The sequence below is a fragment of the Nocardioides secundeburneus genome (assembly GCF_039939255.1).
Taxonomy (GTDB): domain Bacteria; phylum Actinomycetota; class Actinomycetes; order Propionibacteriales; family Nocardioidaceae; genus Nocardioides.
Map to the genome: position 1 here is coordinate 288095 of NZ_JBDUUE010000007.1, position 24063 is coordinate 312157.

20 protein-coding genes are annotated in these 24063 nt (G+C 72.2%); 8 read left to right on the forward strand and 12 right to left on the reverse strand.

Annotation, left to right across the window (positions count from 1 at the left end):
• Positions 1-123: 123 nt before the first annotated feature.
• Positions 124-1014 (forward strand): calcium-binding protein, encoded by an 891-nt coding sequence (locus ABFT23_RS20065; protein ID WP_347898432.1) that lies wholly within the window; start codon positions 124-126, stop codon positions 1012-1014.
• A 25-nt stretch (positions 1015-1039) separates the two neighbouring features.
• On the opposite strand, the gene ABFT23_RS20070 is transcribed toward ABFT23_RS20065, so the two are convergent.
• Together ABFT23_RS20070 and ABFT23_RS20075 are read right to left on the reverse strand one after the other, a co-directional pair.
• Entirely contained in the window at positions 1040-1504 is a 465-nt protein-coding gene (locus ABFT23_RS20070; RefSeq protein WP_347898434.1) for a DUF5709 domain-containing protein, read from the reverse strand.
• Positions 1505-1634: 130 nt separating this feature from the next.
• Positions 1635-1793 carry a GPGG-motif small membrane protein gene (locus ABFT23_RS20075; protein ID WP_347898435.1) on the reverse strand — a complete coding sequence of 53 codons (159 nt, stop codon included), beginning with the start codon at positions 1791-1793 and terminating at the stop codon, positions 1635-1637.
• Positions 1794-2002: 209 nt separating this feature from the next.
• Between ABFT23_RS20075 and ABFT23_RS20080 the strand changes: the two genes are divergently transcribed.
• Positions 2003-2662 carry a UdgX family uracil-DNA binding protein gene (locus tag ABFT23_RS20080; RefSeq protein WP_347898437.1) on the forward strand — a complete coding sequence of 220 codons (660 nt, stop codon included), beginning with the start codon at positions 2003-2005 and terminating at the stop codon, positions 2660-2662.
• A 6-nt stretch (positions 2663-2668) separates the two neighbouring features.
• Here the strand turns inward: ABFT23_RS20080 and ABFT23_RS20085 are convergent, their stop codons facing one another.
• Positions 2669-5209 (reverse strand): bifunctional FO biosynthesis protein CofGH, encoded by a 2541-nt coding sequence (locus ABFT23_RS20085; RefSeq protein ID WP_347898439.1) that lies wholly within the window; start codon positions 5207-5209, stop codon positions 2669-2671.
• A 94-nt stretch (positions 5210-5303) separates the two neighbouring features.
• Here ABFT23_RS20085 and ABFT23_RS20090 point away from each other — a divergent pair, with 94 nt between their 5' ends.
• Complete coding sequence (locus ABFT23_RS20090) at positions 5304-6848, forward strand: acyl-CoA synthetase (protein ID WP_347898441.1); 1545 nt, start codon at positions 5304-5306, stop codon at positions 6846-6848.
• Here the strand turns inward: ABFT23_RS20090 and ABFT23_RS20095 are convergent.
• Together ABFT23_RS20095 and ABFT23_RS20100 are read right to left on the reverse strand one after the other, a co-directional pair.
• Positions 6845-8704, reverse strand: coding sequence for an AMP-dependent synthetase/ligase (locus tag ABFT23_RS20095; protein ID WP_347898443.1), 1860 nt, complete (start codon positions 8702-8704; stop codon positions 6845-6847). The genes ABFT23_RS20090 and ABFT23_RS20095 overlap by 4 nt on opposite strands.
• A 105-nt stretch (positions 8705-8809) precedes the next feature.
• Entirely contained in the window at positions 8810-9958 is a 1149-nt protein-coding gene (locus ABFT23_RS20100; RefSeq protein WP_347898445.1) for an acyl-CoA dehydrogenase family protein, read from the reverse strand.
• Positions 9959-10030: 72 nt separating this feature from the next.
• Between ABFT23_RS20100 and ABFT23_RS20105 the strand changes: the two genes are divergently transcribed.
• Together ABFT23_RS20105 and ABFT23_RS20110 are read left to right on the forward strand one after the other, a co-directional pair.
• Positions 10031-10750 carry a MerR family transcriptional regulator gene (locus ABFT23_RS20105; protein ID WP_347898447.1) on the forward strand — a complete coding sequence of 240 codons (720 nt, stop codon included), beginning with the start codon at positions 10031-10033 and terminating at the stop codon, positions 10748-10750.
• Between the two features lie 116 nt (positions 10751-10866).
• Complete coding sequence (locus ABFT23_RS20110) at positions 10867-11913, forward strand: type IV toxin-antitoxin system AbiEi family antitoxin domain-containing protein (RefSeq protein ID WP_347898448.1); 1047 nt, start codon at positions 10867-10869, stop codon at positions 11911-11913.
• A gap of 131 nt (positions 11914-12044) precedes the next feature.
• Here the strand turns inward: ABFT23_RS20110 and ABFT23_RS20115 are convergent, their stop codons facing one another.
• Positions 12045-13073 carry an LLM class F420-dependent oxidoreductase gene (locus tag ABFT23_RS20115; RefSeq protein ID WP_347898450.1) on the reverse strand — a complete coding sequence of 343 codons (1029 nt, stop codon included), beginning with the start codon at positions 13071-13073 and terminating at the stop codon, positions 12045-12047.
• A gap of 110 nt (positions 13074-13183) precedes the next feature.
• Here ABFT23_RS20115 and npdG point away from each other — a divergent pair, with 110 nt between their 5' ends.
• The gene (gene npdG / locus ABFT23_RS20120; protein WP_347898452.1) at positions 13184-13873 is read left to right on the forward strand and encodes an NADPH-dependent F420 reductase; all 690 of its coding nucleotides are present in this window, start codon (positions 13184-13186) and stop codon (positions 13871-13873) included.
• Between the two features lie 35 nt (positions 13874-13908).
• Here the strand turns inward: npdG and ABFT23_RS20125 are convergent, their stop codons facing one another.
• The 6 genes from ABFT23_RS20125 to ABFT23_RS20150 all read right to left on the reverse strand — a co-directional run bounded on the left by ABFT23_RS20125 (position 13909) and on the right by ABFT23_RS20150 (position 21880).
• Positions 13909-16191 (reverse strand): acyltransferase family protein, encoded by a 2283-nt coding sequence (locus ABFT23_RS20125; protein WP_347898454.1) that lies wholly within the window; start codon positions 16189-16191, stop codon positions 13909-13911.
• A 75-nt stretch (positions 16192-16266) separates the two neighbouring features.
• Positions 16267-18021: an ABC transporter ATP-binding protein gene (locus tag ABFT23_RS20130; RefSeq protein WP_347898456.1), complete on the reverse strand. Its 1755-nt coding sequence runs from the start codon at positions 18019-18021 to the stop codon at positions 16267-16269.
• Positions 18018-19736, reverse strand: coding sequence for an ABC transporter ATP-binding protein (locus ABFT23_RS20135; RefSeq protein ID WP_347898458.1), 1719 nt, complete (start codon positions 19734-19736; stop codon positions 18018-18020). The genes ABFT23_RS20130 and ABFT23_RS20135 overlap by 4 nt, the downstream gene beginning before the upstream one ends.
• A gap of 80 nt (positions 19737-19816) precedes the next feature.
• Positions 19817-20359, reverse strand: a complete 543-nt coding sequence (locus ABFT23_RS20140; protein WP_347898460.1) for a YbaK/EbsC family protein — start codon at positions 20357-20359, stop codon at positions 19817-19819.
• 67 nt (positions 20360-20426) lie between these two features.
• Positions 20427-20735 carry a hypothetical protein gene (locus tag ABFT23_RS20145; RefSeq protein WP_347898461.1) on the reverse strand — a complete coding sequence of 103 codons (309 nt, stop codon included), beginning with the start codon at positions 20733-20735 and terminating at the stop codon, positions 20427-20429.
• Complete coding sequence (locus ABFT23_RS20150; protein ID WP_347898463.1) at positions 20732-21880, reverse strand: PspC domain-containing protein; 1149 nt, start codon at positions 21878-21880, stop codon at positions 20732-20734. Before ABFT23_RS20150 ends, ABFT23_RS20145 begins: the two co-directional genes overlap by 4 nt.
• A gap of 145 nt (positions 21881-22025) precedes the next feature.
• On the opposite strand from ABFT23_RS20150, the gene ABFT23_RS20155 reads away from it, so the two are divergent.
• Together ABFT23_RS20155 and ABFT23_RS20160 are read left to right on the forward strand one after the other, a co-directional pair.
• Entirely contained in the window at positions 22026-23309 is a 1284-nt protein-coding gene (locus ABFT23_RS20155; protein ID WP_347898465.1) for an ATP-binding protein, read from the forward strand.
• Positions 23306-23974 carry a response regulator transcription factor gene (locus tag ABFT23_RS20160; protein WP_347898466.1) on the forward strand — a complete coding sequence of 223 codons (669 nt, stop codon included), beginning with the start codon at positions 23306-23308 and terminating at the stop codon, positions 23972-23974. Before ABFT23_RS20155 ends, ABFT23_RS20160 begins: the two co-directional genes overlap by 4 nt.
• Positions 23975-24063 lie beyond the last annotated feature (89 nt).

The following is a 24063-nucleotide window of genomic DNA, read 5'->3' on the forward strand; positions in this document are numbered from 1 at the left end:
GCCTGCGGCTGAGCGGTTCGCTCGCGTGTCGGCTCGGCCTGACGTAGCGTGACGGGCATGATCTCGGTACGCCGTCCCAGAAGTCGCTCGACCTCTCGTCGGGCTCTCGCGCTCGCTGCCGCGGTGCTGATCGCGACCCCGGTGGTCGCCGACGCCGCCACGATCAAGGGCACGTTGCGCAACGACGTCCTCCGCGGCACCGCGGGCGACGACGTCATCCGCGGCCTGTCCGGCAACGACCGCATCGGCGGGCTCGGCGGGAACGACCGGATCAGCGCCGGCGCCGGTCGCGACGTCGTCGACGGGGGCGACGGCAACGACCGTATCGACGGCTACCTCGGCAACGACCGGCTCCGCGGGGGCAACGGCAACGACGTCGTCACCGGCGGGGGCGGTGGCGACCTCGTCGGCGGCGGGGCCGGCAACGACCGCATCAACGGCGGCGGGGGCAACGACTACCTCGACGGCGGTGCCGGCAACGACTCGCTGCACGGCTCGACCGGACGCGACCGCGTCTACGGTGGCGTCGGCGACGACCACGTGCAAGGTGGCCCCGGCAACGACCGGGTCTACGGCGGACCCGGGCGCGACCAGCTCGACGGCGACGAGGGCGACGACTTCATCGACGCCGGCCCGGGCGACGACTCGTGCCCCGGGTTCGGCGCCGGCGTCATCAACCTGTGCCAGGGCTTCCCGGCCGTGGGCGGTCGGGTCGACATCACCGGCGACGCGGGCGACGACGTCATCTACCCGGGCGACGGCATCGACAACGTCTTCGGCGAGGAGGGCGACGACCTGATCGTCGTCCGCAACGACGGGGCCTACGACCGGCTCAGCTGCCGTGACACCGCTTCCGAGCCCGGCAAGAAGGGGGTCGGCGGCACCGTGGTCTACGTCGGCGGCATCGATCGCCGCGACGAGATCCGCAAGTGCAAGCGCCGCACCATGTCGGAGGCGGCGTTCCGCCGCGCCTACCCCGGCCTGCCGCTGCCGACGACGGCCTACCGGCCCTGACCTCGCCCCCGCGCGGGGCAGCCGGCTACCTGGGGTCCTCGTCGTCGACGACGTGCATCGCGGCCTCCTCGGCCGAGGCGGCCGCACCGTCGATCCCGACGTCGGTGGCGAGCACGTCCGACTCGCCGTCGTCGCGCACGCCCTCGTCGGACGCGACGAGACGACCCGCCCGCAGGTCGCCCACCTCGTCGTCGATCGTGGCGTCGTACTGCTCGTCGGGCTGCTCGTCGGGCTGCGCCGGGTCGACGTCCGGCTCCTCCTGGGCGAGCCGCTGCTCGAGGGTCTCGCCGACCGCCTCCTCGTAGGGGGTGTTGCCGAAGCCCTGCCCGGCCGACCACTTCTCGGGCGGGGAGTAGCCGCGGTCGAGCTCGTCGGTCACGTCGCTGTCGCCGGTGACCAGGTCGTCGCCGCCGACGGGCTGGTCCTCGTCGTCGACGCTGTAGTCGCCGTAGCTCTCGGCGTCGGTCGTGGGGTCGTCTGTCTGACTCATGACCTCACCGTGGCACGCCGCACCTGCGGGCGCAGGACCCCGAGAGGTGAGGTCGCACCGGCGGCGGCCCGGACGGCCGACGGCCCCGTCATCCGTGCGGATGCGGGGCCGTCGGTGCCGATGAGTCGGGTCAGGCGTTGCTGCGCCTGCTGAAGATGCTGTAGCCGCCGGGGCCGATGGCCAGACCGACGACGATGCACACGATGCCCAGGATGATCTGGCCCTGGATGAGCTGCACGACACCGAACACCACGAGGATGACGGCAAGGATCCACAACAGGAAGCCCATGGCTGTCTTGCTCCTGACTTTTGACGCGGCCCGTGCGCCGGGAGGGGCGGCACGATGGGGGTGGGCCAGGGCCCGGATCTCGGGCCGCTGGGACGACCATGCCGCTGCGTCACCCTCGCTGCCTCACCCCCGCGGGTTCACCCCTCGGTGGTGTCGCGTTCACCCTTGAGGAGCCTGGCCGACCGCCGCCGTCCGGGCACCGTCGTGTCATGACGACACCGAGCGACGCCCGGGCCTGGGTGCCCGACGACCCCACCCCCGACAGCCTCCGCGAGGCGCTGCAGGCGTGCCGGGGGTGCGAGCTGTTCGAGGACGCCACCCAGGCCGTGCCCTGGCGCGGCTCGTTCGACGCCCGGCTGCTGCTCCTGGGCGAGCAGCCCGGTGACCAGGAGGACCGGCAGGGCGCGCCGTTCGTAGGGCCCGCGGGCCGGGTGCTGGTGGATGCGCTCGACGAGGCCGGCATCGATCGCTCCGACGTGTTCGTCACCAACACCGTCAAGCACTTCCGCTGGCGCTCCGGCGGAGGCAAGCGCCGGATCCACCAGTCGCCCGGGCGCGGGCACGTCGAGGCCTGCAAGCCGTGGCTCGACGCCGAGCTGGCCCTGCTGCGGCCCGCGGGCGCCGTCCTGCTCGGCGGCACGGCCGGCAAGGCGCTCTACGGCTCGACCTTCCGGGTCGGCGAGGCGCGCAGCGTGCTGCGCGACTGGCCGGAGAGGTACCCGGTCAGCCACCCGCCGGGGTGGGTGCTCGCCACGATCCACCCCGCGGCCGTGCTGCGGGCCGACGCCGGCGACCGGCAGGAGGCCTACGACGGCCTGGTCTCCGACCTCCGCATGGCTCGCGAGAGCCTGCCGCCGCCCCCGGGCTGACGTCGCTCAGCGTTCCCCGTAGAGCGTCGTGCGCTCGACGACGGGCCGGTGGATGCCGGCACCGATCTCGACCAGCTCGGCGACGGTCTTGGCCGAGCCGTGCTCGGAGCCGGCCATGCGGGAGATCGTCTCCTCCATGAGGGTGCCGCCGAGGTCGTTGGCGCCCGCACGGAGCATCGCCCGGGTGCCCTCGACGCCGAGCTTGACCCACGAGGTCTGGATGTTGCGGATGCGGCCGTGGAGCAGGATGCGTGCCATCGCGTGGACGGCGAGGTTGTCGCGCAGGGTCGGCCCCGGGCGGGCGACACCGGCGAGGTAGATCGGTGCTGAGGTGTGCACGAACGGCAGCGGCACGAACTCGGTGAAGCCCCCGGTCTCGTCCTGGATGCGCGACAGGACCCGGAGGTGGCCGACCCAGTGGCGGGGGTTGTCGACGTGGCCGTACATCATGGTCGAGGTCGTCGGAACGCCGACGCGGTGCGCGGTCGAGACGATCTCGATCCAGGTGCGGGCAGGCAGCTTGCCCTTGGTGAGCACCCAGCGGACGTCGTCGTCGAGGATCTCCGCGGCCGTGCCCGGGAGCGAGCCGAGCCCGGCCTCGCGGGCCTTGATGAGGAAGTCCTCGATCGACAGGCCGGTGCGGGCGGTGCCGTTGACGATCTCCATGGGGCTGAAGGCGTGCACGTGCATGTCGGGCACGCGCTGCTTCACCGCTGATACGAGATCGAAGTAGGCGGTGGCCGGCAGCTCGGGGTCGATGCCGCCCTGCATGCAGACCTCGGTCGCGCCGAGGTCCCAGGCCTCCTGGGCGCGGTCGGCGACCTGGTCGAGGGAGAGGGAGAACGCGTCGGCGTCGGTGCGCCGCTGCGCGAACGCGCAGAAGCGGCACCCGACGTAGCAGACGTTGGTGAAGTTGATGTTCCGGTTGACGACGTAGGTCACGTCGTCGCCGACGGCCTCGCGGCGCAGGTCGTCGGCGAGGCGGCAGACCTGGTCGAGCAGGTCGCCCTCGGCCGTCATCAGCGTGAGTGCGTGCTCGTCGGACAGGTTGCCGGGGTCGGCCTCGGCGGCCCGTAGCGCCGCCAGGCCCTCGTGGTCGACGCCGGTCGAGGTGCGGGCGGAGCGGGCCTCGGGACCCGTGCGGGACGCGGCGTCCTTGACCTCGTCCCAGTCGCCGTAGACGTCGGCGAAGTCGGAGCGGCGGTCGTCGGTGCGGCCCTCGATGTCGACCTCGGTGTGGAGGTCGACGCGTCCGACCCCGCCCACACTGGCGAACCCGCCGTCGGGCTCCTGCCACGGCAGCCCCGCGGGTCGGACGTCGGGGACCGCCAGACCGGAGTCGGTGGCGAGCGCGGCCACGTGGCCCGAGATGCGCGGGTCGAGCCACGGGCTGCCGTCGACGAGGGCCTGGCGCACGTACTCGGGGTGCACGGTGAGCCGGGCCTGCAGGTCGAAGCCGCACTCGGCGGTGATCGAGCGGAGCCGCTCCAGCGAGGGCCACGGGCGCTCGGGGTTGACGTGGTCGGGGGTGAGCGGCGAGACGCCGCCCCAGTCGTCGACGCCGGCGTCGAGCAAGGCGCGGCACTCGGCGAGGTCGACCAGGTTGGGCGGGGCCTGCACGCGGGCCTTGGGCCCGAGCACGAGCCGGGTGACGGCGATCGCGGCGCGGTACTCGTCGAGGTCGAGGTCGTCGGTGTGCCGCATCGCGGTGTCGGGCTTGGCCCGGAAGTTCTGGACGATCACCTCCTGCACCGAGCCGTACTGCGTCGAGACCTTGCGCAGGGCGAAGATCGTCTCGGAACGCTCGAGGAGCGTCTCGCCGATGCCGACGAGCAGACCGGTCGTGAAGGGGATCGACAGGCGTCCGGCGTCCTCGAGCACCCGCAGCCGGACGGCGGGGTCCTTGTCGGGAGAGCCGTGGTGGGCCTCGCCCTTGGTCTCGAACAGTCGCGTCGACGTCGTCTCGAGCATCATGCCCATCGAGGGGGAGACCGGCTTGAGCCGGTTCATCTCCTCCCACGACATGACGCCGGGGTTGAGGTGCGGTAGCAGGCCGGTCTCCTCGAGCACCCGGATCGCCATGGCCCGCACGTAGGCCAGAGTGGAGTCGTAGCCCTTCGACTCGAGCCACTCCTGCGCCTCGGGCCAGCGGTCCTCGGGGCGGTCGCCCAGGGTGAACAGCGCCTCGAGGCAGCCGAGCCTCGCCCCCTCGGCGGCGATCTCGAGGATCTCGTCGGGTGAGAGGAACGGCTCGCGGCCCTCGCGTCGCGCCTGGCCCGGCGTCTCGACGAACGTGCAGTAGTGGCAGCGGTCGCGGCACAGCTTGGTGATCGGGATGAACACCTTGGGGGAGTAGGTGACCACCGCGGGTCGCCCGGCGGCGACCAGGCCTGCGTCGCGCACCCGCGCCGCGGCCGTCGTCAACCGGTCGAGGTCGTCGCCGGTGGCCGCCAGCAGGGCGGTCGCCTCGGCGACGTCGAGCGCGGCGCCCCGCTCCGCTCGCGCGAGCGCTCGGCGTACCTGTTGGGGCGTCGGCGAATCCGTCATCACGAAAACGGTAATCCCCCCGTGGGTGAGGCGATTCCCCGGCCCACCTGATGATCCCCTGGCGCCGGTGGGTGACGGCTGCCACAGTGCTGGCATGTACCCCGGAACCTGGGCCCGGACGCACCCCGACAAGCCGGCGCTGGTGATGGCCGGGTCCGGTCGCACCCTCACCTACGCCGAGCTCGACGAGCGCAGCCTGCGGGTGGCCAACTGGCTGCGGGCCGCCGGGCTGCGCCGGGGCGACGTCGTCGCGCTGGTGAGTGACAACCGGCCCGAGACCTACGAGGTCTACTGGGCCGCGCTGCGCTCCGGGCTGTACGTCACCGCGGTCAACCACAACCTCAGTGCCGACGAGACTTCGTACATCGTGCGCGACTGCGGGGCGAGGGCGCTGGTGGTCTCGGCCGCGAAGGCCGCCCTGGTCGCCGAGCTCGACGTGGAGGTGACGCACCGGCTGGCCTTCGGCGGCGCCGTCGAGGGCTACGGCGACTACGAGACGGCGCTCGCCGACGCCGGCGCCGAGCCGCTGCCCGAGCAGCCCCACGGCGACGACCTGCTCTACTCCAGCGGCACCACCGGCCGGCCGAAGGGCATCAAGCTGCCGCTGCCCGACTTCGCCGTCGACGAGCCCGGCTACCAGTACGTTTCGATCTTCGGGGGGCTCTACGGCTTCGACGAGTCGACGGTCTACCTCTCGCCCGCGCCGGTCTACCACGCGGCACCGCTGCGGTTCGGTGGCGTCGTCCACGCGCTCGGCGGCACGCTGGTGATGATGGAGAAGTTCGACGCCGAGGGCTTCCTCGCCGCGGTGCAGGAGCACCGGGTCACGCACACGCAGATGGTGCCGACGATGTTCGTGCGGCTGCTGAAGCTCGACGACACCGTGCGGGCGTCGTACGACGTCTCGTCGCTGCGGTGCGTGGTGCACGCGGCCGCCCCGTGCCCGGTCGAGGTGAAGCACCGGATGATCGAGTGGCTCGGCCCGATCGTCCAGGAGTACTACGCCTCGACCGAGGCCAACGGCGCCACCATGATCTCCGCCGAGCAGTGGCTGACCCACCCCGGCTCGGTCGGGGTGCCCCTCATCGGGGTGCCGCACATCGTCGGCGACGACGGCACCGACCTGCCGACCGGCGAGGTCGGCACCCTCTACTTCGAGCGCGAGGAGTTCGAAGGTGCGCCGTTCGAGTACCACAACGACCCCGACCGCACGGCGGCGACGCAGCACCCCGACCACCCCAGCTGGACGACGGTCGGCGACCTCGGCTACCTCGACGACGAGGGCTACCTCTACCTCACCGACCGCCAGGCGTTCATGATCATCAGCGGTGGTGTGAACATCTACCCGCAGGAGATCGAGGACCTGTTCTCCCTGCACCCGGCGGTGCTCGACATCGCCGTGCTCGGCGTGCCCGACGACGAGATGGGGGAGCGGGTCGTCGCCTTCGTGCAGCCGGCCCCCGACGTCGAGGGCGACGACGTGCTCGCCGCCGAGCTCACGGCCTACGCCCGCGAGCGCATCGCGCACTTCAAGGTGCCGCGCGAGATCCACTTCCGCGACGAGCTGCCCCGCACGCCCACCGGCAAGATGGTCAAGGGCAGGCTGCGTGAGGAGTACGTCGGCACGACCGCGCCCTAGCCGTACAGGCGGTCGATGACGTCGCTGTACTTGGTGTTGACCACGCGCCGCTTGAGCTTCAGGGTGGGCGTCAGCTCCTCCGACTCGGCCGTCCACTCGGTGGGCAGCAGCTCGAAGGCCTTGACCTGCTCCGGCCGCGAGAGCCGCTCGTTGGCGGCGTCGACGGCCGCCTGGGCCATGGCCAGGATCTCGGGCTTCTGCGCGAGGTCGGCGAGGTCGGTGAACTCGATGCCCTGGGCCTGAGCGATGGCGGGTGCGACCTCGCCGTCGAGGGTGAGCACGGCGACGACGTAAGCGCGCCGGTCGCCGATGGCCATTGCGTGGCCGATGATCGGCGACTCCTTGAGGTAGTTCTCGATGTTGGACGGCGCGATGTTCTTGCCGGCCGAGGTGATGATGAGTTCCTTCTTGCGGTCGACGACGGCGAAGAAGCCGTCGTCGTCGAGGGTGCCGATGTCGCCGGTGTGCACCCAGCCGTCGTCGTCGATGAGCGCGCGCGTGGCCTCCTCCTGACGGTGGTAGCCGGGGGTGACGACCGGGCCGCGGACGAGGATCTCGTCGTCGTCGCCGAGGCGGACCTCCATGCCGGGCGTGGCGCGCCCGACCGTGCCCAGCCGGAAGGCGTCGGGACCGTTGGCGGTGATGGCGCCGCAGGTCTCGGTCATCCCGTAGACGTCGAAGACCTTGAGGCCGAGGCCGGCCATGAACTTGGCGACCTCGATCGGCATGGGGGCCGCGGCGGAGCCGGCCCAGGTGACCTGGTCGAGGCCGAGGAGCAACCGGAGGAAGCCGAGGATCGCGGCGTCGGCCTCGGCGTAGGCCTGCTCGATCTCCGGTGTCATCACGCCGCCGACCTCCTGCGCCTGCACCCAGGCGAGGGCGGCGGCCATGGAGTCCTCGACCAGCTTGCGGTTGGCGGGGTCGGGATCGCTGGCGAGCTTGACGGTGAGGCCGGTCTTGATCTTCTCCCACACCCGCGGGACGCCGAAGAACGCGGTGGGGTGCACCTCGCCGAGGGCGGCGAGCAGCTGGGAGGGGTCGCCGATGGCGTGCATGTGGCTGCCCTGGATCTGGGGGCCGTAGAGGCCGAGCACCCGCTCGGCGATGTGGGCCAGCGGCAGGTAGCTGACGCCGACCTGCGGCTCGTGCAGCCCGGCGGCCTCGAGGGTCGACAGGGCCTCGTAGAGCACGTTGCCGTGCGTGAGGACGACGCCCTTAGGGTTGCCGGTGGTGCCCGAGGTGTAGAGGATCGTGGCCGGCGAGTCGGGGGTCAGCACGCCCGCTCGCGACTCGACCTCCGCGGCGTGCGCGGCCCGGTAGGCGGCGCCGGCGGCGACGAAGTCGTCCCAGGTGACGAAGGTGGTGCCGCCGGTCTCGGCGGGCGGCTCGGCGTCGATCAGGACGACGGTGGTCACGCTCGACGTCTGGGCCAGCGCCTTGCCCCATCGCGAGAGGTGGTCGGCCGTCTCGAGGACGGCGACCCTCGGCTCGGACTCGCCGGCCACGTAGGCGACCTGCTCGGGCGAGAGCGTGTTGTAGATCGACATGGGCGTGGCCGCGGCGTGGCAGCCGCCGATGTCGGCGACGAAGTGCTCGATGCGGTTGGCGGCCATGATCGCCACCGCGTCGCCGGGCTGGACGCCGGCCTCGACGAGCGCGGCGGCGACGTCGAGGGCCTGCTCGCGCACCTGGCTCCAGGTGAGCGTGCGCCACGACCCGCCGTCGGGCACGTGGTGCTTGTCGGAGTAGGCCGGATCGTCGCCGGCGGAGGCCACGGTGTCGGCGAGCGCGATCGGGAGGGTGCGTCCCTCCACCGCGGCCTGGATGCGAGAGCGTTCGGTCAACACGTCGGGCATGCGGGGTCCTGTCGATCGGGTGTGGTGCCGGTCACGTCGTGGGGAGAACGATGGCCGAACGCCGGAGGTTCCTCAAGAGCCACGACCCGGCGTCCGGTCGGGCCACTAGATGCCGAGCATCCGGCCGATGATCTCCTTCTGGATCTCGGTCGTGCCGCCGTAGATCGTCTGGATGCGGCTGTCGGTGTAGGCCTTCGAGATCGGGTACTCGCTCATGTAGCCGTAGCCGCCGTGCAGCTGCACGCCCTGGTCGGCGAACTTCTTCTGCAGTTCGGTGGTCCACCACTTGGCCATCGAGGCGAGTGCGGTGTCGACCTGGCCCTCGTTGAGCTTGAGGATGCAGTCGTTGACGAACAACCGGGCGATGTAGAGCTCGGTGGCCATCTCGGCGAGCATGAACCGGTTGTGCTGGAACTTGCCGATCGGCTTGCCGAAGGCCTCGCGCTCCTTCGCGTAGTCGAGGCACAGCGCCATGATGTGCTCCATCGCGGCGACGGCGATGGCGGCGATCGAGATGCGCTCCTGCGGCAGGTTGACCATGAGGTTCACGAAGCCCGAGCCCTCCTCGCCGAGGAGGTTCTCCTTCGGCACGACCACGTTGTCGAAGAACAGCTCGGCGGTGTCCTGCGCCTTGAGGCCCATCTTGTCGAGGTTGCGGCCCCGCTCGAAGCCCTCCATGCCACGCTCGACGACCACGAGGCTGATGCCCTGGTGGCCGGCGTCGGGGTCGGTGCGGCACACCACGATGACCAGGTCGCTCATGATGCCGTTGGAGATGAAGGTCTTCGAGCCGTTGAGCACGTAGTGGTCGCCCTTGTCGACGGCGCTCGTGCGGATGCCCTGCAGGTCGGAGCCCGCCCCGGGCTCGGTCATGGCGATCGAGCTGATCAGCTCGCCGCTCACCAGGCCCGGCAGCCAGCGGCGCTTCTGCTCCTCGGTGCCCAGGCTGCTGATGTAGGGCACGATGATGTCGGTGTGCACCGGGAAGCCGAGGCCGCTCGCCCCGACCTTGCTGATCTCCTCGGCCACGATCGCGTTGTAGCGGAAGTCCTTGATGCCGGCGCCGCCGTACTCCTCCTCGACGTCGAAGCAGAGCAGCCCGGTCTCGCCGGCCTTGAGCCACACCTCGCGGGAGACCTGGCCGTCCTTCTCCCACTGGTCGTGGTGGGGGACGACCTCCTTGTCCATGAAGGCCCGCACGGTGGCGCGGAAGTCCTCGTGCTCCTGCTCGTAGATCGACGGGGTCTCGGGCATGCTGTCCTCCGTGAGTCGCAGACGTCAGTGTCGTTGTGCCAGTCCTAGTGTGACAGTACTACTGTCATCGTTATGAGCGAAGCCCCTGAGGTCGGTCTGCTCACGATCGACGAGCTCGCCGCGGCCGTCGGCACCACCGTGCGCACGACGCGCTACTACGCCAGCCTCGGCCTGGTGCCGCCGCCCGAGCGCATCGGCCGGGTGGCCTACTACGGGCCCGTTCACCGCGCCCGGCTCGAGCTCGTGCGGGCGCTGCAGGACCACGGCTTCACGCTCCAGGCCGCCGAGCGCGTGCTCGGCTCGATCCCCGACGACGCCACGGTCGAGGACCTCGCGCTCCAGCGCGCCATGCTCACGTCGTGGACGGCGGAGCCGCCCGAGCTGCTGGGGCGCCGCGCCCTGGAGAAGAAGGCCGGACGCCGCCTCACCGACGACGACGTGACGCTCCTGACGGCGCTCGGCGCGGTCGAGCCGGTCGACGGCGCCTTCCGCGTCACGGCGGCCCTGCCCGTCGGGCTCGGCCTGCTCGACGTCGACGTGCCGCGCGAGAGCCTCGGGTTGGCCGAGGCTGCCATCCGGCGCCACATGGAGGCCCTCGCCGACGAGCTGACCACGATCCTGCACGAGCAGGTGCTCGAGCCGCACCGCCGCGAGGCCTCCTCGCCGGCCGACGCCCGCCGCCTCGAGCAGACCATGGCCGACCTGCGCCGGCTGACGCTCGAGGCCGTCGTCCACGGGTTCCAGCGGGCCGCGAACTCGGTCATCACGCGCTCGCTCGGCCCGCGCGAGTGACCCATGCCTGGCTGTCGAGTTTCACCGGTTAACCGGTGAAACTCGACGTTCTCGTGCGAACCTTCGTGCCTGAACCCATAGCTTCGTCCCAGAACGTTCTCGCGGAGGTCGGCTCCGTGCTGCGTGCCGTCGTGTCCTCGGCCGAGTTGTCCACAGCCGGCCGAGTCGTGGGTTGGGCGTCGGGTCTCGTCGGGCATCCGGATGCCATGAAGATCGAACCGCGTGCCGCGGTCGGCCACGTCGTCGACTCCCACGGCATCCTGCTCCGGAGGGATGCGGTGGCGACGGGCGTCAGTGATGTTGCCCTGGCACGTCTCGTGGACAACGGTGTGCTCATCAAGCTGCGCCACGGCTGCTACTGCCTGCGGTCGGTGTACCTGGCGGCGAGCCGGGATGAGAGACACCGTCTGCTGTGCCGAGCGGTCATGAAGCTCTACGGCAGTCATGTGGCGTTGTCTCACGGCAGCTCGTGCCTGATGCAAGGCGGCCCGGACGTCGGTCTCGACCTCAACAAGGCGCACCTCACGCATCTCTCGGGTGGGGGTCGGGCCACGAGTCGCGTGCGGCACCATCTCGGGGAGCTGCGGGTCGGTGACGTACGCCGCCATCAGGGTCACTGGATCACGACGCCTCCGCGCGCGGTCCTCGAGGTGGCGATCACCGACGGCGTCGAGGCGGCGCTCGTGCAGGCGAACCACTTCTTGCACCGTCGAGAGATGTACCGCGAGGACCTCGTCGCCTGCGCCGAGGCCCAGACGTTCTGGCCGGGGTCGCTCACTCACCATCCCGTGATGCACCTCGCTGACCCACGGCCGGAGTCTCCCGGCGAGTCGCGCTGCGTCTACTGCTTCTTCTCCCAGGGGCTTCCGGCTCCCATTCCCCAGTTCGAGGTGCTCCACCCCGATGGCACCGTCGCTGCGCGCTGCGACTTCGCCTGGCCGGAGCGCCGCGTGATCGTCGAGTTCGACGGGTTGGAGAAGTACCACCGCTTCCGCAAGGACGGCGAGACGATCGAGCAGACGGTGATGCGCGAGAAGGCGCGCGAGGACGTCGTCCGGGGCCTGACTGGATGGACCGTGGTCCGGATCACCTGGGCAGACCTGGCGCGGCCGGTGAGCGTCGCCAACCGCATCCGCGCCGCCTTCGCGATGGCCGCCGCCTGAACCAGCTCCGCAGTTGAAGTCGGCTTCAGTGTGCTGATACGAAACTCACGGTTCTGGTGCGAAGGTTTGTAGAAGAAGGTCGAGTTTCACCGGTTAACCGGTGAAACTCGACGCCGTCCAGCCGGTCAGCGCTAGCCCACGAGCTCCTTGAGCTGGGTCAACGACTCGGGGGTGGGGCCGTAGACGTTGAGGTGGGTGATGCCGGCCTCGCGGAACGCCTCGACGCGCTCCTTGACGTAGGACGCCGGGCCGACCAGGTTCGCCGCCTCGAGCCACTCGGTGGGCACCAGGGCGGCGGCCTCGTCCTTCTTGCCGTCAAGGTAGAGGTCCTGGATCTCCGTGGCCTCCTTCTCGTAGCCGTACTGGCAGGCGAGGTCGTTGTAGAAGTTCTTGCCGCGGGCGCCCATGCCGCCGATGTAGAGGGCGAACATCGGGCGGGCGAGGTCGAGCACGGCCTTGGTCTCGGGGCCCTCGCCGATGGCGAGGACGCCGCCGCCGGTCATCTGCAGCTCGCCGAGGTCGGCCGAGCGCTTGGCCTTGCCGGCCGCCAGCGGCGCGCCCCACGTCTCGGCGACCTTCTCGGGGTAGACCAGGTGCGGCATCCAGCCGTCGGCGAGCTCGGCGGTCATCTCGACGTTCTTGTCGCCCAGGGCGGCGACCCAGATGGGCACCGAGGACCGCTCGGGCCGGGTGAGCAGCTTGAGGGGCTTGCCGAGGCCGAGGCCCTGGTCGGCCGGCAGGGGCAGGGTGAAGTCGCGGCCCTCGTGCTGCAGCGGTTCGCGGCGCATGCCCTGGCGCACGACCTGGATGACCTCGCGGGTGCGGCCGAGCGGGCGGTGGTAGGGCAGGCCGTGGAAGCCCTCGATGACCTGGGGGCCCGAGGCGCCGAGGCCGAGGACGGCGCGCCCGGCCGAGACGTTGTCGAGCCCCGCCGCGGTCTGCAGCAGCGCGCCGGGCGTGCGCGAGTAGACGTTCATGATGCCGGAGCCGATCTGCACCGTCTCGGTCTTGGCGGCCAGGTAGCCCATGAGCGTGGGGGAGTCGAAGCCGTAGGCCTCGGCCACCCACACCAGGTCGAGGCCGGCCTTCTCGAGGGCGGCGACCTGGTCGGCGGCGCTGCGCGGGTTGCCGTCGTACATCAGCATCGTGGACAGCTTCATGGGTTCTCCTGCGGTCGGGTCTCTGGCGACTGTGACAGTGGCGCTGTCACAATAGCCCAGCCTGCGACCACCGTCCGAGCGAGTGTGAGGCGACTGGCACGATCACGGCCATGAGCAGCTTCCGCATCGCCGTCATCGGAGGAACCGGACCGCAGGGCAAGGGTCTCGGCTACCGGTTCGCCCGCCACGGCCACACCGTCGTCCTGGGTTCACGCGCCGCCGAGAAGGCCGTCCCGGTCGCCGCCGAGGTCACCGACCGCCTCGCCGGGGTCGACGGCGCCGGCGAGGTCACCGGCGCCAGCAACGCCGACGCGGTCGCCGGGGCCGACCTCGTCCTCCTGGCGATCCCCTACGACGGCCACGACGAGCTCGTCGCCTCCCTCGCCGAGGGTGGCGCGCTCGACGGCAAGACCATCGTCTCCTGCGTCAACCCGCTCGCCTTCGACAAGCAGGGCCCCCACGGCCGCGTCGTCGACGCCGGCGAGGGATCGGCCGCCGAGTCGGCCCAGCGACTGGTGCCGGGCGCCGCCGTCGTCGGCGCCTTCCACCACGTCTCGGCGGTGACGCTGTGGGGCGAGGCCGACCACCTCGGCGACGAGGACGTCCTGGTCTGCGGCGACGACGCCGATGCCAAGGCGAAGGTCATCGAGCTCGCCGCGTCGGTCACCGGGCGCGACGGCGTCGACGCCGGCCGCCTGCGCCTGGCGCGTCAGCTCGAGCCGCTGACCGCCGTCCTGATCTCGATCAACAAGCGCTACAAGACGCACTCGGGCGTGCGGATCAGCGGCCTCGACCACTGACAGCCGGCCGGTCGGCAGGCCAGACGGTCGGCCGGTCAGCCGCCACCCGTCGGCGCCTCGAGACCCGGACCGACGGTCGTCGGGTCGGTCTCGGGGCTCGACGGCGCCGAGGTCTCGAGCGACGGCGACACGGGCGGCGACGACGACCGGTTGCGTCGTGACGGGCGCGGCTTGTCCTGGGCGCGGCCGTTGGGGTCCTCGAGCAGGCCGAGCTCGACGCCGAGCGGGAACCACAACTCGCCGGCCCGCACCGCGGTGATGTGCGAGCGGTCGCGGTAGGCGATGGTCGAGCCGATGACGACCGGGCACAGGCCCTCGGAGCACAGCCACGGCGTGGGGTCGATGTGCTCGATCGAGGCACGCTCGGCCGCCTCGACGGAGACCAGGCGCATCTCCTCGTTGTAGGCCGTGGGCTCGAAGATGCACTCGCGCATCAGGTCGTTGGCGGCCAGGCACGCGCCCGGCTCCTCCGGCAGGCGGGGCACGTCCTCGAGCAGCATCAGCTTGCCGACGAGCGGCTCGTAGGTCGCGAACATGTCGTCGAAGCCCTCGGCGAGCCCCTGGTGCACGCCCTCGCGGGAGTTGACCAGCTCGCCGTCGACGTAGATGCCCGCGGGCGGCGGCGAGGTGGCCACGATCATCAGGTCGGGCTGGATGTCGGTGACCTGCTCGACGACCCAGTCGTGGAACTCCGCGCACTCGGGCCAGGGATCCCCGGTGCCGAGGCGACCGGGGTCGACGAAGGACGCCGTGCACTGCTGCTTGACCAGGTAGTAGGTCGCGTAGCCGGCCTCGGCGGCGATCTTCTCGAACGCCGGGATCCAGGCACGGGCGTGGGAGTCACCGGTGACGACGAGGGTCTTGTCGGCGTCGGGGGCGCCGCGCTTGCACAGCGGGCGGGGCTGGAGCTGGTAGTTGCACTCGCCGACGTCGGCGATGTCGTCGGCGAGGTCGAGCAGGTCGGGGGTGAGGTCGCTGGGGATCGGGGTCGAGGTCTGGCCGGCGTCGACCGACTTCTCGACCAGCTCGATGATCGCGTCGTCGTCGATGTCGCTGAAGTCGGCGACCTCGATCGCCGGGTTGTTGCCGCGCTCGCCGCCGAGGTACTCGCCGACCTGGTAGCTGACGGCGACGGTGGGCAGCACGAGCACGAGCGAGGCCGGGTAGAGCAGCAGGCCGCGCCAGGTGCGCCTCCTCCAGAACTGCCCGGTGCGGAACGGCTGCTCGACGAAGCGGTGCGTGAGGTAGCCGAACTGGAAGATGAGGGCGACGGCGATGACGGTCTCGGTGACGCCCAGCGGGCGCTGCATGTGCACCTGCGGGATCACGATGACCGGCCAGTGCCACAGGTAGAGCGAGTAGGACCAGTCGCCGATCACCCGGAACGGCTTGAGGGCCAGCGCCCGGGAGACAAACGGCACGTGCTCGGGGTGCGAGCCGGCGAGGATCAACGCCGCCGTGGACAGCACGGGCAGCAGGGCCTCGTAGCCCGGGAACGCCATGGTGGTGTCGTAGGCGGTGATCGCGATGACGATGCCGGTGATGCCGGCGAGGGCCAGGGGCTCGGTGAGCCACCGGAACCGGAGGCCCGCGCGCTTGTGCAGCACCAGGGCGACCAGCACGCCGGCGGCGAGCTCCCACGCCCGCGTGAACGTGGAGAAGTAGGCCGACGTCGGCTCGGTCACCGTGCGGTGCACCGACCACGCCAGGCTGGCGCCGCCGAGCACCAGGGCGAAGAAGGCCATCGTGCGCACCGGTGCCGTGCGGCGCACGCGCTGGCCGTCGTCGTCGCGACGCCGGCGGAAGCCACGCGTGAGCACGAGGGCGAGCGCCACCAGGACCGGCCAGACGATGTAGAACTGCTCCTCGACCGCCAGCGACCAGTAGTGCTGGAAGGGCGACGGGGCGTCCTCGAGCGCGAAGTAGTCGACGCCCTCGGTGGCGAAGCGCAGGTTGGCGACGAAGAACGCCGCCCAGACGGCGTCGCGGGTGGCGTCGATGACCTCGAGGAAGTTGAGGTAGACGACCGAGGCGACCATGGTGACGGCCAGCACGACGGTGGCGGCCGGCACGATGCGCCGGGCGCGGCGGGCGTAGAACGCGCCGACCCTGAACCGGCCGTCGGTCTCGATGCTGCCGAGGATCAGCCGGGTGATGAGGTAGCCGGAGATGACGAAGAAGACGTCGACCCCGACGAAACCGCCGCCGAAGCCTGCGATCGAGGAGTGAGCGGCGATCACCGCGAGGACGGCGACCGCCCGCATCCCCTGCACGTCGCGCCGGAATGTGGGAGGTGCCTCGCCGGTCTCCTGCGTCATGGTGTGCGCAAAATATCAAGGACCCACCCAGAAGGAGCATTCCTCAGCGGTGGTTCGGGCTCCGGCCGCGAAGGGCTACCGCGACTCACCGTGCCACGAGCGCCACAGGTCGGCGTACGACCCGTCGGCGGCGACCAGCTCGTCGTGGGTGCCGAGCTCGGTGATGACGCCGCCGTCGACGACGGCGACCCGGTCGGCGTCGTGGGCGGAGAACAGGCGGTGCGCTATCGCGATCACGGTGCGCCCCTCGAGCACGGCGGCGAGGGAGCGCTCGAGGTGACGGGCGGCGCGCGGGTCGATCAGCGACGTCGCCTCGTCGAGCACCAGCGTGTGCGGGTCGGCCAGCACGAGCCGGGCCAGGGCCACCTGCTGGGCCTCGGCGGCACCGAGCGCCCGCCCGCCCGAGCCGACCACGGTGTCGAGGCCCTCGGGCAGCGCCTCGACCCACTCGAGCGCGTCGACGGCGTCCAGCGCGGCCCGGACGGCGTCGTCCCCGGACCCCGGCGCCGCGAGCACCACGTTGTCACGCAGCGTGCCGACGAAGACGTGGTGCTCCTGGGTGACCAGCGCGACATGGCCGCGCAGCTCGCCGAGGGGCAGCTCGACGAGCCGCACGCCGCCCACCGTGACCGATCCGGTGCGTGGCGGGTGGATGCCGGCGAGCAGGCGCCCCAGCGTCGACTTGCCGGCGCCCGAGGGGCCGACCATCGCGACCCGCTCGCCCGGGGCGACGTCGAGGTCGATGCCGTGGAGCACGTCGCGGCCCTCGACGTAGGCGAAGCGGACGTCGTCGACCTCGAGCTGCTCGCCGGCGGGCATGCGGCCCGAGACCGTGCGGTCGTCGGGCACCTGCGACACGCCCAGGAGCCGGGCGAGCGAGGCCGCGCCGACCTGCAGCTCGTCGAGGATGGCGACGATGCGGTCGACGGGGTCGATGAGCATCTGCACGTAGAGCGTCGCGGCCGTGACCTCGCCGAGGGTGACCGAGCCCTGCGTGTAGAGCCAGCCGCCGAGCAGCAGCGTCGAGACGGTGGGGATCAGGTAGCTGATCTCCATGCTCGGGAAGAACACCGTGCGCAGGTGCAGGGTGTAGCGCTCGGCGGCGTAGGACCCGCGCACGTCGTCGTCGATCGCGCGCACCCGCTCGCGACCGAGCCCGAGGGCCTCAACGGTACGGGCGCCCTCGACCGTCTCGGTGAGCGTCGCACTGATCTGCGAGTAGGTCGCCGACTCACGCAGGTAGCCGTCCTTGGCCCGGGCGAGGTACCACCGCAGACCGATCACGAGCGGGGGCACGCCGAGCACGCACGGCAGCGCCACCCACCAGCCCACGCTGAGCGCGGCCGCGAACGTCAGCACCGCGGTGACGACGGCGATCGTCCACTCGGGCAGCGCCCATCGCACCGACCAGCCGAGCTGGTCGACGTCGCGGCCGGTGCGGGTGAGCAGGTCGCCCGACCCCGCCGACTCGACGACCCCGACCGGCAGCGCGAGCGAGCTGGCCACGAAGTCCTCGCGCAGCTCGGCGAGCACCTGCTCGCCCAGCACCTGGCTCACCAGCCGGGCGTAGCGGGTGACGACGGTCTGCAGCACCAGGAACCCGGCCAGCGCCAGGACCACCCGGTCGACGTGGGACGCCGTGGTGCCGGTCTCGACGGCCTCGACGAGCTCGCCGAGCAGGCGCGGGGCCGCGAGCCCGGCGACGGCGGCGACCACGTGCAACGCCAGCGCGCTCCACAGCAGCCGGGGGTGACGTCGCGCGACGGCGACGGCGTAGCGGCGCAGCGACGGGCCGTCGGCCACCGGCAGCCTGGTCGTGGACGTGCTCACGCCGTCACCTCGTCCTCGCGCGTCACGAGCCACCGGTAGGCAGCGACGTCGCGCAGCAGGTCGGCGTGGCGGCCCGTCGCGACGACGACGCCGTCGCGCACGAACGCCACCTCGTCGGCGGCGTCGAGCAGCAGCGGGCTGCTCGTCGTGACGACGGTCGTGCGACCCGAGCGCTGCTCGCGCAGGCGCGCGGCGATGCGGGCCTCGGTGTGGGCGTCGACGGCCGAGGTCGGCTCGACGAGCACCAGCACCTCGGGGTCGGCGGCGAGGGCGCGCGCCAGCACCAGCCGCTGGCGCTGGCCGCCGGAGAACGTGCGGCCGCGCTCGGCGACGACGGTGTCGAGCCCGTCGGGCAGCGCCTCGACGATGTCGGTCGCGCTCGCCGTCTCGAGGGCCGGGGCCAGCTCGGCGTCGCCGCGCCCGGTGGTGTCGAGGCGGTCGCCGAGGCGGCCCGAGAACAGCTGCGCCCCGGTGTCGGAGACGACGACGCGGCGCCGGACGACGTCGATGGGCAGCGCGGTGAGCGCGACGCCGCCGAGCGTGACGTCGTCGTCGGGCTCGGCGGCGCACAGCCCGAGCCGGTCGGCGAGGAGGGCGGCGTCGTCGGACGGCTCGCAGACCACCGCGGTGAGCGCGCAGGGACGCACCGTCAGGCCCGACCGGGCGTCGGCGAGCACGGCCCCGGACGCCGGCTCGGCGGCCGGGTCGTGCGGGTCGGCCGTGCCGGGCTCGAGGGACAGCAGGCGACACACGCGTGCGGCCGAGACCCGGGCCCTGATGAACTTGTTGGCGTACTCGGTGGCCGTGCGCAACGGGATCATCAAGAACGCCGAGTAGCCGTAGAAGGCGACGAGCTCGCCGGGCGTGATGCGCCCCTCGACGGCGTAGCGCGCGCCGAGCCACACCACCACGACGACGAACAGGCCCGGAAGGAAGACCTGCAGTGCGTCGAGCACCGACTGCAGGCGCGCCACCTCGACGCCGGCCCGGCGCGTGGCCTGGGACTCGCGGCGGTAGCGGGCCAGGAAGACGTCCTCGCCGCCGACGCCGCGCAGCACCCGCAGGCCGCCGACGATGTCGGTGGCGGTGTTGGACAGCTCGCCCATGAGCTCGCGCTGGGCCGCGCTGCGCCGCTGCAGCGGTGACAGGAGCGGGCCGATGAGCAGCATCAGCCCCGGGATGCCCAGCAGCACGAGCAGGCCGAGCGTCGTCGAGGTCTGCAGCAGGATCACCGCGACCAGCACGAACGAGACGATCGCGCCGGAGAACCGGGCGCTCACGTCCATCACCTGACCGAGGTGGGAGATGTCGCTGTTGCCGATCGCCACGACCTCGCCGGTGGAGACCTGGCGCGGCAGGCTGCCGCCGAGACGGACGCTCTGCCGGCCGGTGAGCTGCACCGTGCGGTAGGCCGCGGTGAGCCAGTTGGTGACCGCGAACCGGTGCCGCATGATGCCCGTGAACGCCTGCAGCAGCCCGATGGCCAGCATCAGCCCGGCGAACGCGAGCAGCGCGTCGCCGTCGCGCTGCGACACGCCACGGTCGATCGCCCGCCCGATCACCGCGGGCATCACCGCCTGGCAGCTCATCCAGACGATGCCGAAGGCCATGCCTCCCAGCAGCGTCCAGCGCTGTCCCTTCGCCAGCCACCACAGGAAGCGCAGCGGGGTGCGGCTGTCCGCGGTCCCGGGATCGTCGAAGGGAAGGTGGCGCACCGGTCGAGGCTACGGACGACGGACCGGGTTGATCCAACCGTTATCGACGCCGATCGAGTGCACCTCGACCATCGTCGGGCTCAGCCGGCCAGGCCCTCCACGACCTCGGCGCCCGGCAGCTGCGCGACGAGCGCGCCCGGCACCAGCAGCTTCGAGCGCCGGACGCCGGAGCCGATCACCGCGACCGGCATCTCGCCCACGCGCGCGTCGACCAGCAGCCGCCACGCGCCGGGCAGCCCGACCGGGGTGATGCCGCCGTGCTCCATGCCGGACTCCTCGGTGGCGCGCTCCATCGGCAGGAACGAGCACTTGCGCACGTCGAGCATCCGCTTGACCACGGTGTTGACGTCGGCCCGGGTGTCGGCCCGCACGAGGCAGGCGGCCACGCGCTCCTCGCCGTCGCGCCTGCCGGCGACGACGACGCAGTTGGCGCCGGTGTCCATGCCGATCTCGTAGGCCTCCGCCATCGCGGCGGTGTCGGCGACGTCGGGGTCGATCTCGACGACGCCGACCGCCCCGGCGTGCTCCCAGCCGGCCAGCGCGGTGGCGACGGTCGGGGCGAGCAGGTCGGGGCGGTCGAGGGCCGGGACGGTGGTGATGCGGCCGAGGGTGGGTGTGCTCACGCGGGGTCCCCGCGGCGAAGTCCGCCGGAGGAGCGGAGCGGGGGAGGTGGAGTTCGTCGTGGGGTGTTCACTTCTCCAGTGTGATGGGTCGGGTCTCGTCGGGGGTGGCGGTCTCGCCCTGCCAGCCCACCTGGTGCTCGCCGACCGAGCGGCGGTCGCGGGCGACGAGCCCGACAAGGCCGGCGACCCCGGCGAGCACCCACGGCACCGGGAGGAGCCAGCGGATGTCGTCGCCCTCGACGACGTCGCCGGCGACGAGGGCCCACACGACAGTGAGTCCGACGAAAGCGACGCCCATGACGAGGTGGCCGATGTTGACGGGGTGCCGGCTCGACGTGAGCGGGCCGCGGGGGTGGTCGGTGGTGGTGTCGTTCATCGGGTGACTCCCTCGCGGTCGATGACGATCTCGCCGAACGCCGCGCGGACGTCGAGCGTGAGCTCGGGTGCGCCGGGTCCGCCGTCGACGGTGGTGGTGTCGTCGCCGTCACCGATCCGGTCGCCGAAGACGCGGCGCTCGCCGACGTCGAGGCGGGTGCGCACGGTGACGTCGACGTCGTCGGGCACCGTGACCTCGATGCGGCCCGCGACGTCGAGCTCGACCTCGATCGTGCGCCCGTCGAGGTTCTCGGGGTCGGCGACGTCGGTGAGGTCGACGTCGATCTCGCCGAAGGCGAGGTCGTAGCGGTCCTGGACGGCGGACGCGGTGGTCGGCGTCGTCCGGATGTTGCCGGCGTCGACCTCGTCGACGACGGTCGCGCCGGCGGTGGCGACGGCAGCGACCAGGCCGAGCAGGATGAGCCCGCCGGCCCGCCCCCAGAAGGCGCCGACGAGCAGCAGCACGGCGGTGATGCCGAGGGCCAGCGCGGGGTAGGCCGAGCCGGCCACGGGGGCGCCGGCGAGGTCGGCGACGCCGAGGCTGCCGAGGGCGAGTGCGATGAGGGCGAGGGCGTACCAGAACAGCACGGGACCGCGGCGACGGCTCGGCAGCGGAGCCACCGGGGGAGCCGACGGCGGCGCGACCAGGCCGCCCTGCTCGTGATGGGCCGGGGCCGGCTGCCGGAGGAAGGGGTGCAGCCTCGGCTCGCCACCGCGCGCCAGCAGCAGGATGAGCACGATCACGCCGGCGGCGCCGACCGGCCACGGCAGGCCCCAGCTGCCGAGGCTGTCGCCCAGCAGCGCGAGCAGCGCCAGGGCGCCGACGACGAGCAGCGCGACGGTGCGGCTGCGGTCGTCGAGGCGGATCGTCGCCTCCTCGGTGCCCTCGACCGGGACGACGAGCCAGGCCACGGCGTAGATGAGGATGCCGGCGCCGCCGAAGAAGACGAGCACGGCGAGCAGCACCCGCGGGATGATCGGATCGATGTCGAGGTGGCGGGCGAGGCCGCCGGCGACGCCGGCGATCTTGCGGTCGGTGCGCGTCCGACGCAGGCGGGCGAGGTCGCGGACCTCGTCGCGGGAGACACGGGGCCCGGTGGAGCCGTCGGGCGCCTCGGGCGGTGCCTCGGGAGGGGAGTTCGTCATGGCATCCAGCGTGGTCGTGGTCGGCGTCCCGGACCATCGGGGACGCCCCTGATCCTGGCGCATGCGCGCCGGGTGCGGCTCAGGGTCGTCTCGGGGTCGCACCTCATGGGGCGGCGGCCCGCGCTGTGTGACGATGGACGACGAGATGACGACCGTGCCCACCGCCGCATCCGGCCCGCCCGTGCGCCGTGCCCACCGCGACCTCCAGGAGTCGATGGTCGGCGGCGTGGCGTCCGGCCTCGCCGAGCACCTCGGCTGGCCCCGCCTGTGGGTACGGGTCGGGTTCGTGGTCGCCACAGCGCTCAGCGGCTTCGGTCTGGTCGTCTACGCCGCCTTGTGGGTGCTGCTGCCGGCCGGCAGCGCCTTCGTGCACGCCGCGCCCGGCCTCGAGAGCGCGACCCGCGGCGGTCGGCGCCCCGGAGCCCGTCGGCGGCTGAGCGACGCCGGCCCGGTGCTCGTGCTCGGGATGCTCGGGCTCGCGGCGGTCTTCACCGTGCAGGCCGTCTTCGGCAGCGGCGCCGTGTTCTGGCCCGTGACGGTCGCCGTCGCCGGCGTCGCCCTGCTGTGGCGCCAGGCCGACGAGGCGCAGCGCGAGCGATGGTTCGATGCCGAAGGACGTCTCCACCCGGTGCGCATCGTCTTCGGTCGCGGAGGCTGGGCCGCCTACGCCCGAGTGGCCGCCGGGCTGGGCCTCCTGCTGTCGGCCGTGTTCATCGTCGGCCTCGACGGCGGCTCGCTGCGCGAGGCCAGCGGCGCCGCGATCGCCGGCGCCTTGGTGCTCGTCGCGTTCGCCGTCGTCATCGGACCGTGGGTGTGGCGCCTCGCCTCCGAGCTGGGCGACGAGCGCGCCGAGCGCGTGCGCACCCAGGAGCGCGCCGACGTCGCCGCGCACCTGCACGACTCGGTGCTGCAGACCCTGGCCCTGATCCAGAAGAACGCCGGCGACCAGGTCACCGTGGCCCGGTTGGCCCGGGCCCAAGAGCGCGACCTGCGCTCGTGGCTGTTCGCCGACGAGTCGACCGACGAGTCCACGGTGGCCAGCGCGCTGCGCGGCGTCGCCGCCGAGGTCGAGGACTCCCGCGGCATCACCGTCGACGTCGTCACCGTCGGTGACGCGCTATTCGACGAGTCACTGCGTCCGATCGTCGCCGCGGCCCGTGAGTCGCTGGTCAACGCGGCCAAGCACGCCGGGGTGCCGCGCGTCGACGTCTACGCCGAGATCACCGACGCTGCGGTCGACGTGTTCGTGCGCGACCGCGGCGTCGGGTTCGACCCCGATGCCGTCGCCGCCGACCGCCACGGCGTCCGGCACAGCATCCTCGACCGGATGCACCGCCACGGCGGCACCGGCGAGATCCGCTCCGGGGCCGGCGACGGCACCGAGGTGCGGCTCCACCTGCCCCGAACCTCCCGAGGAGACGAGTCATGACCGATCAAACGGGCCGGTCCCAGCTCATCGGCGTCGTCGTCGTCGACGACCACGCCATGTTCCGTCGCGGCGTGCGCGCCGAGCTCGAGGCCGCCGGTGCGGGCGTCGTCGAGGTGCTCGCCGAGGCCGCCGACGTCGACGAGGCCGTGCGCGCCGTCGATCAGCACCGGCCGGCCGTCGTCCTGCTCGACGTGCACCTGCCCGGCGGTGGCGGCGTCGAGGTGATGCGCCGCTCGCACTCGGTCGACACGCGCTTCCTCGCCCTCTCGGTGAGCGACGCGGCCGAGGACGTCATCGGCACCGTCCGCGGCGGTGCCCGCGGCTACGTCACCAAGACCATCACCGGGCCCGAGCTCGTGGCCGCAATCGCCCGGGTCTCCGAGGGCGACGCCGTCTTCTCGCCGCGCCTGGCCGGCTTTGTGCTCGACGCCTTCGCCGGCTCGATCGACGTCGCCGCCGTCGACGAGGACCTCGACCGCCTCACCGAGCGCGAGCGGGAGGTGATGCGGCTCATCGCCCGCGGCTACGCCTACAAGGAGGTCGCCAAGGAGCTGTTCATCTCGATCAAGACCGTCGAGACCCACATGTCGTCGGTGTTGCGCAAGCTGCAGCTGTCCTCGCGCCACGAGCTCACCCGATGGGCCTCCGACCGGCGGCTGCTGTAGTGCGGCGGGCGCTGGCGGCCTGCGTCGCGGCCTGCGCGGCGGTCATGGGTCTCGCGGCGTGCGGCGGCGGGCCCGAGGCCGCGCCGGCT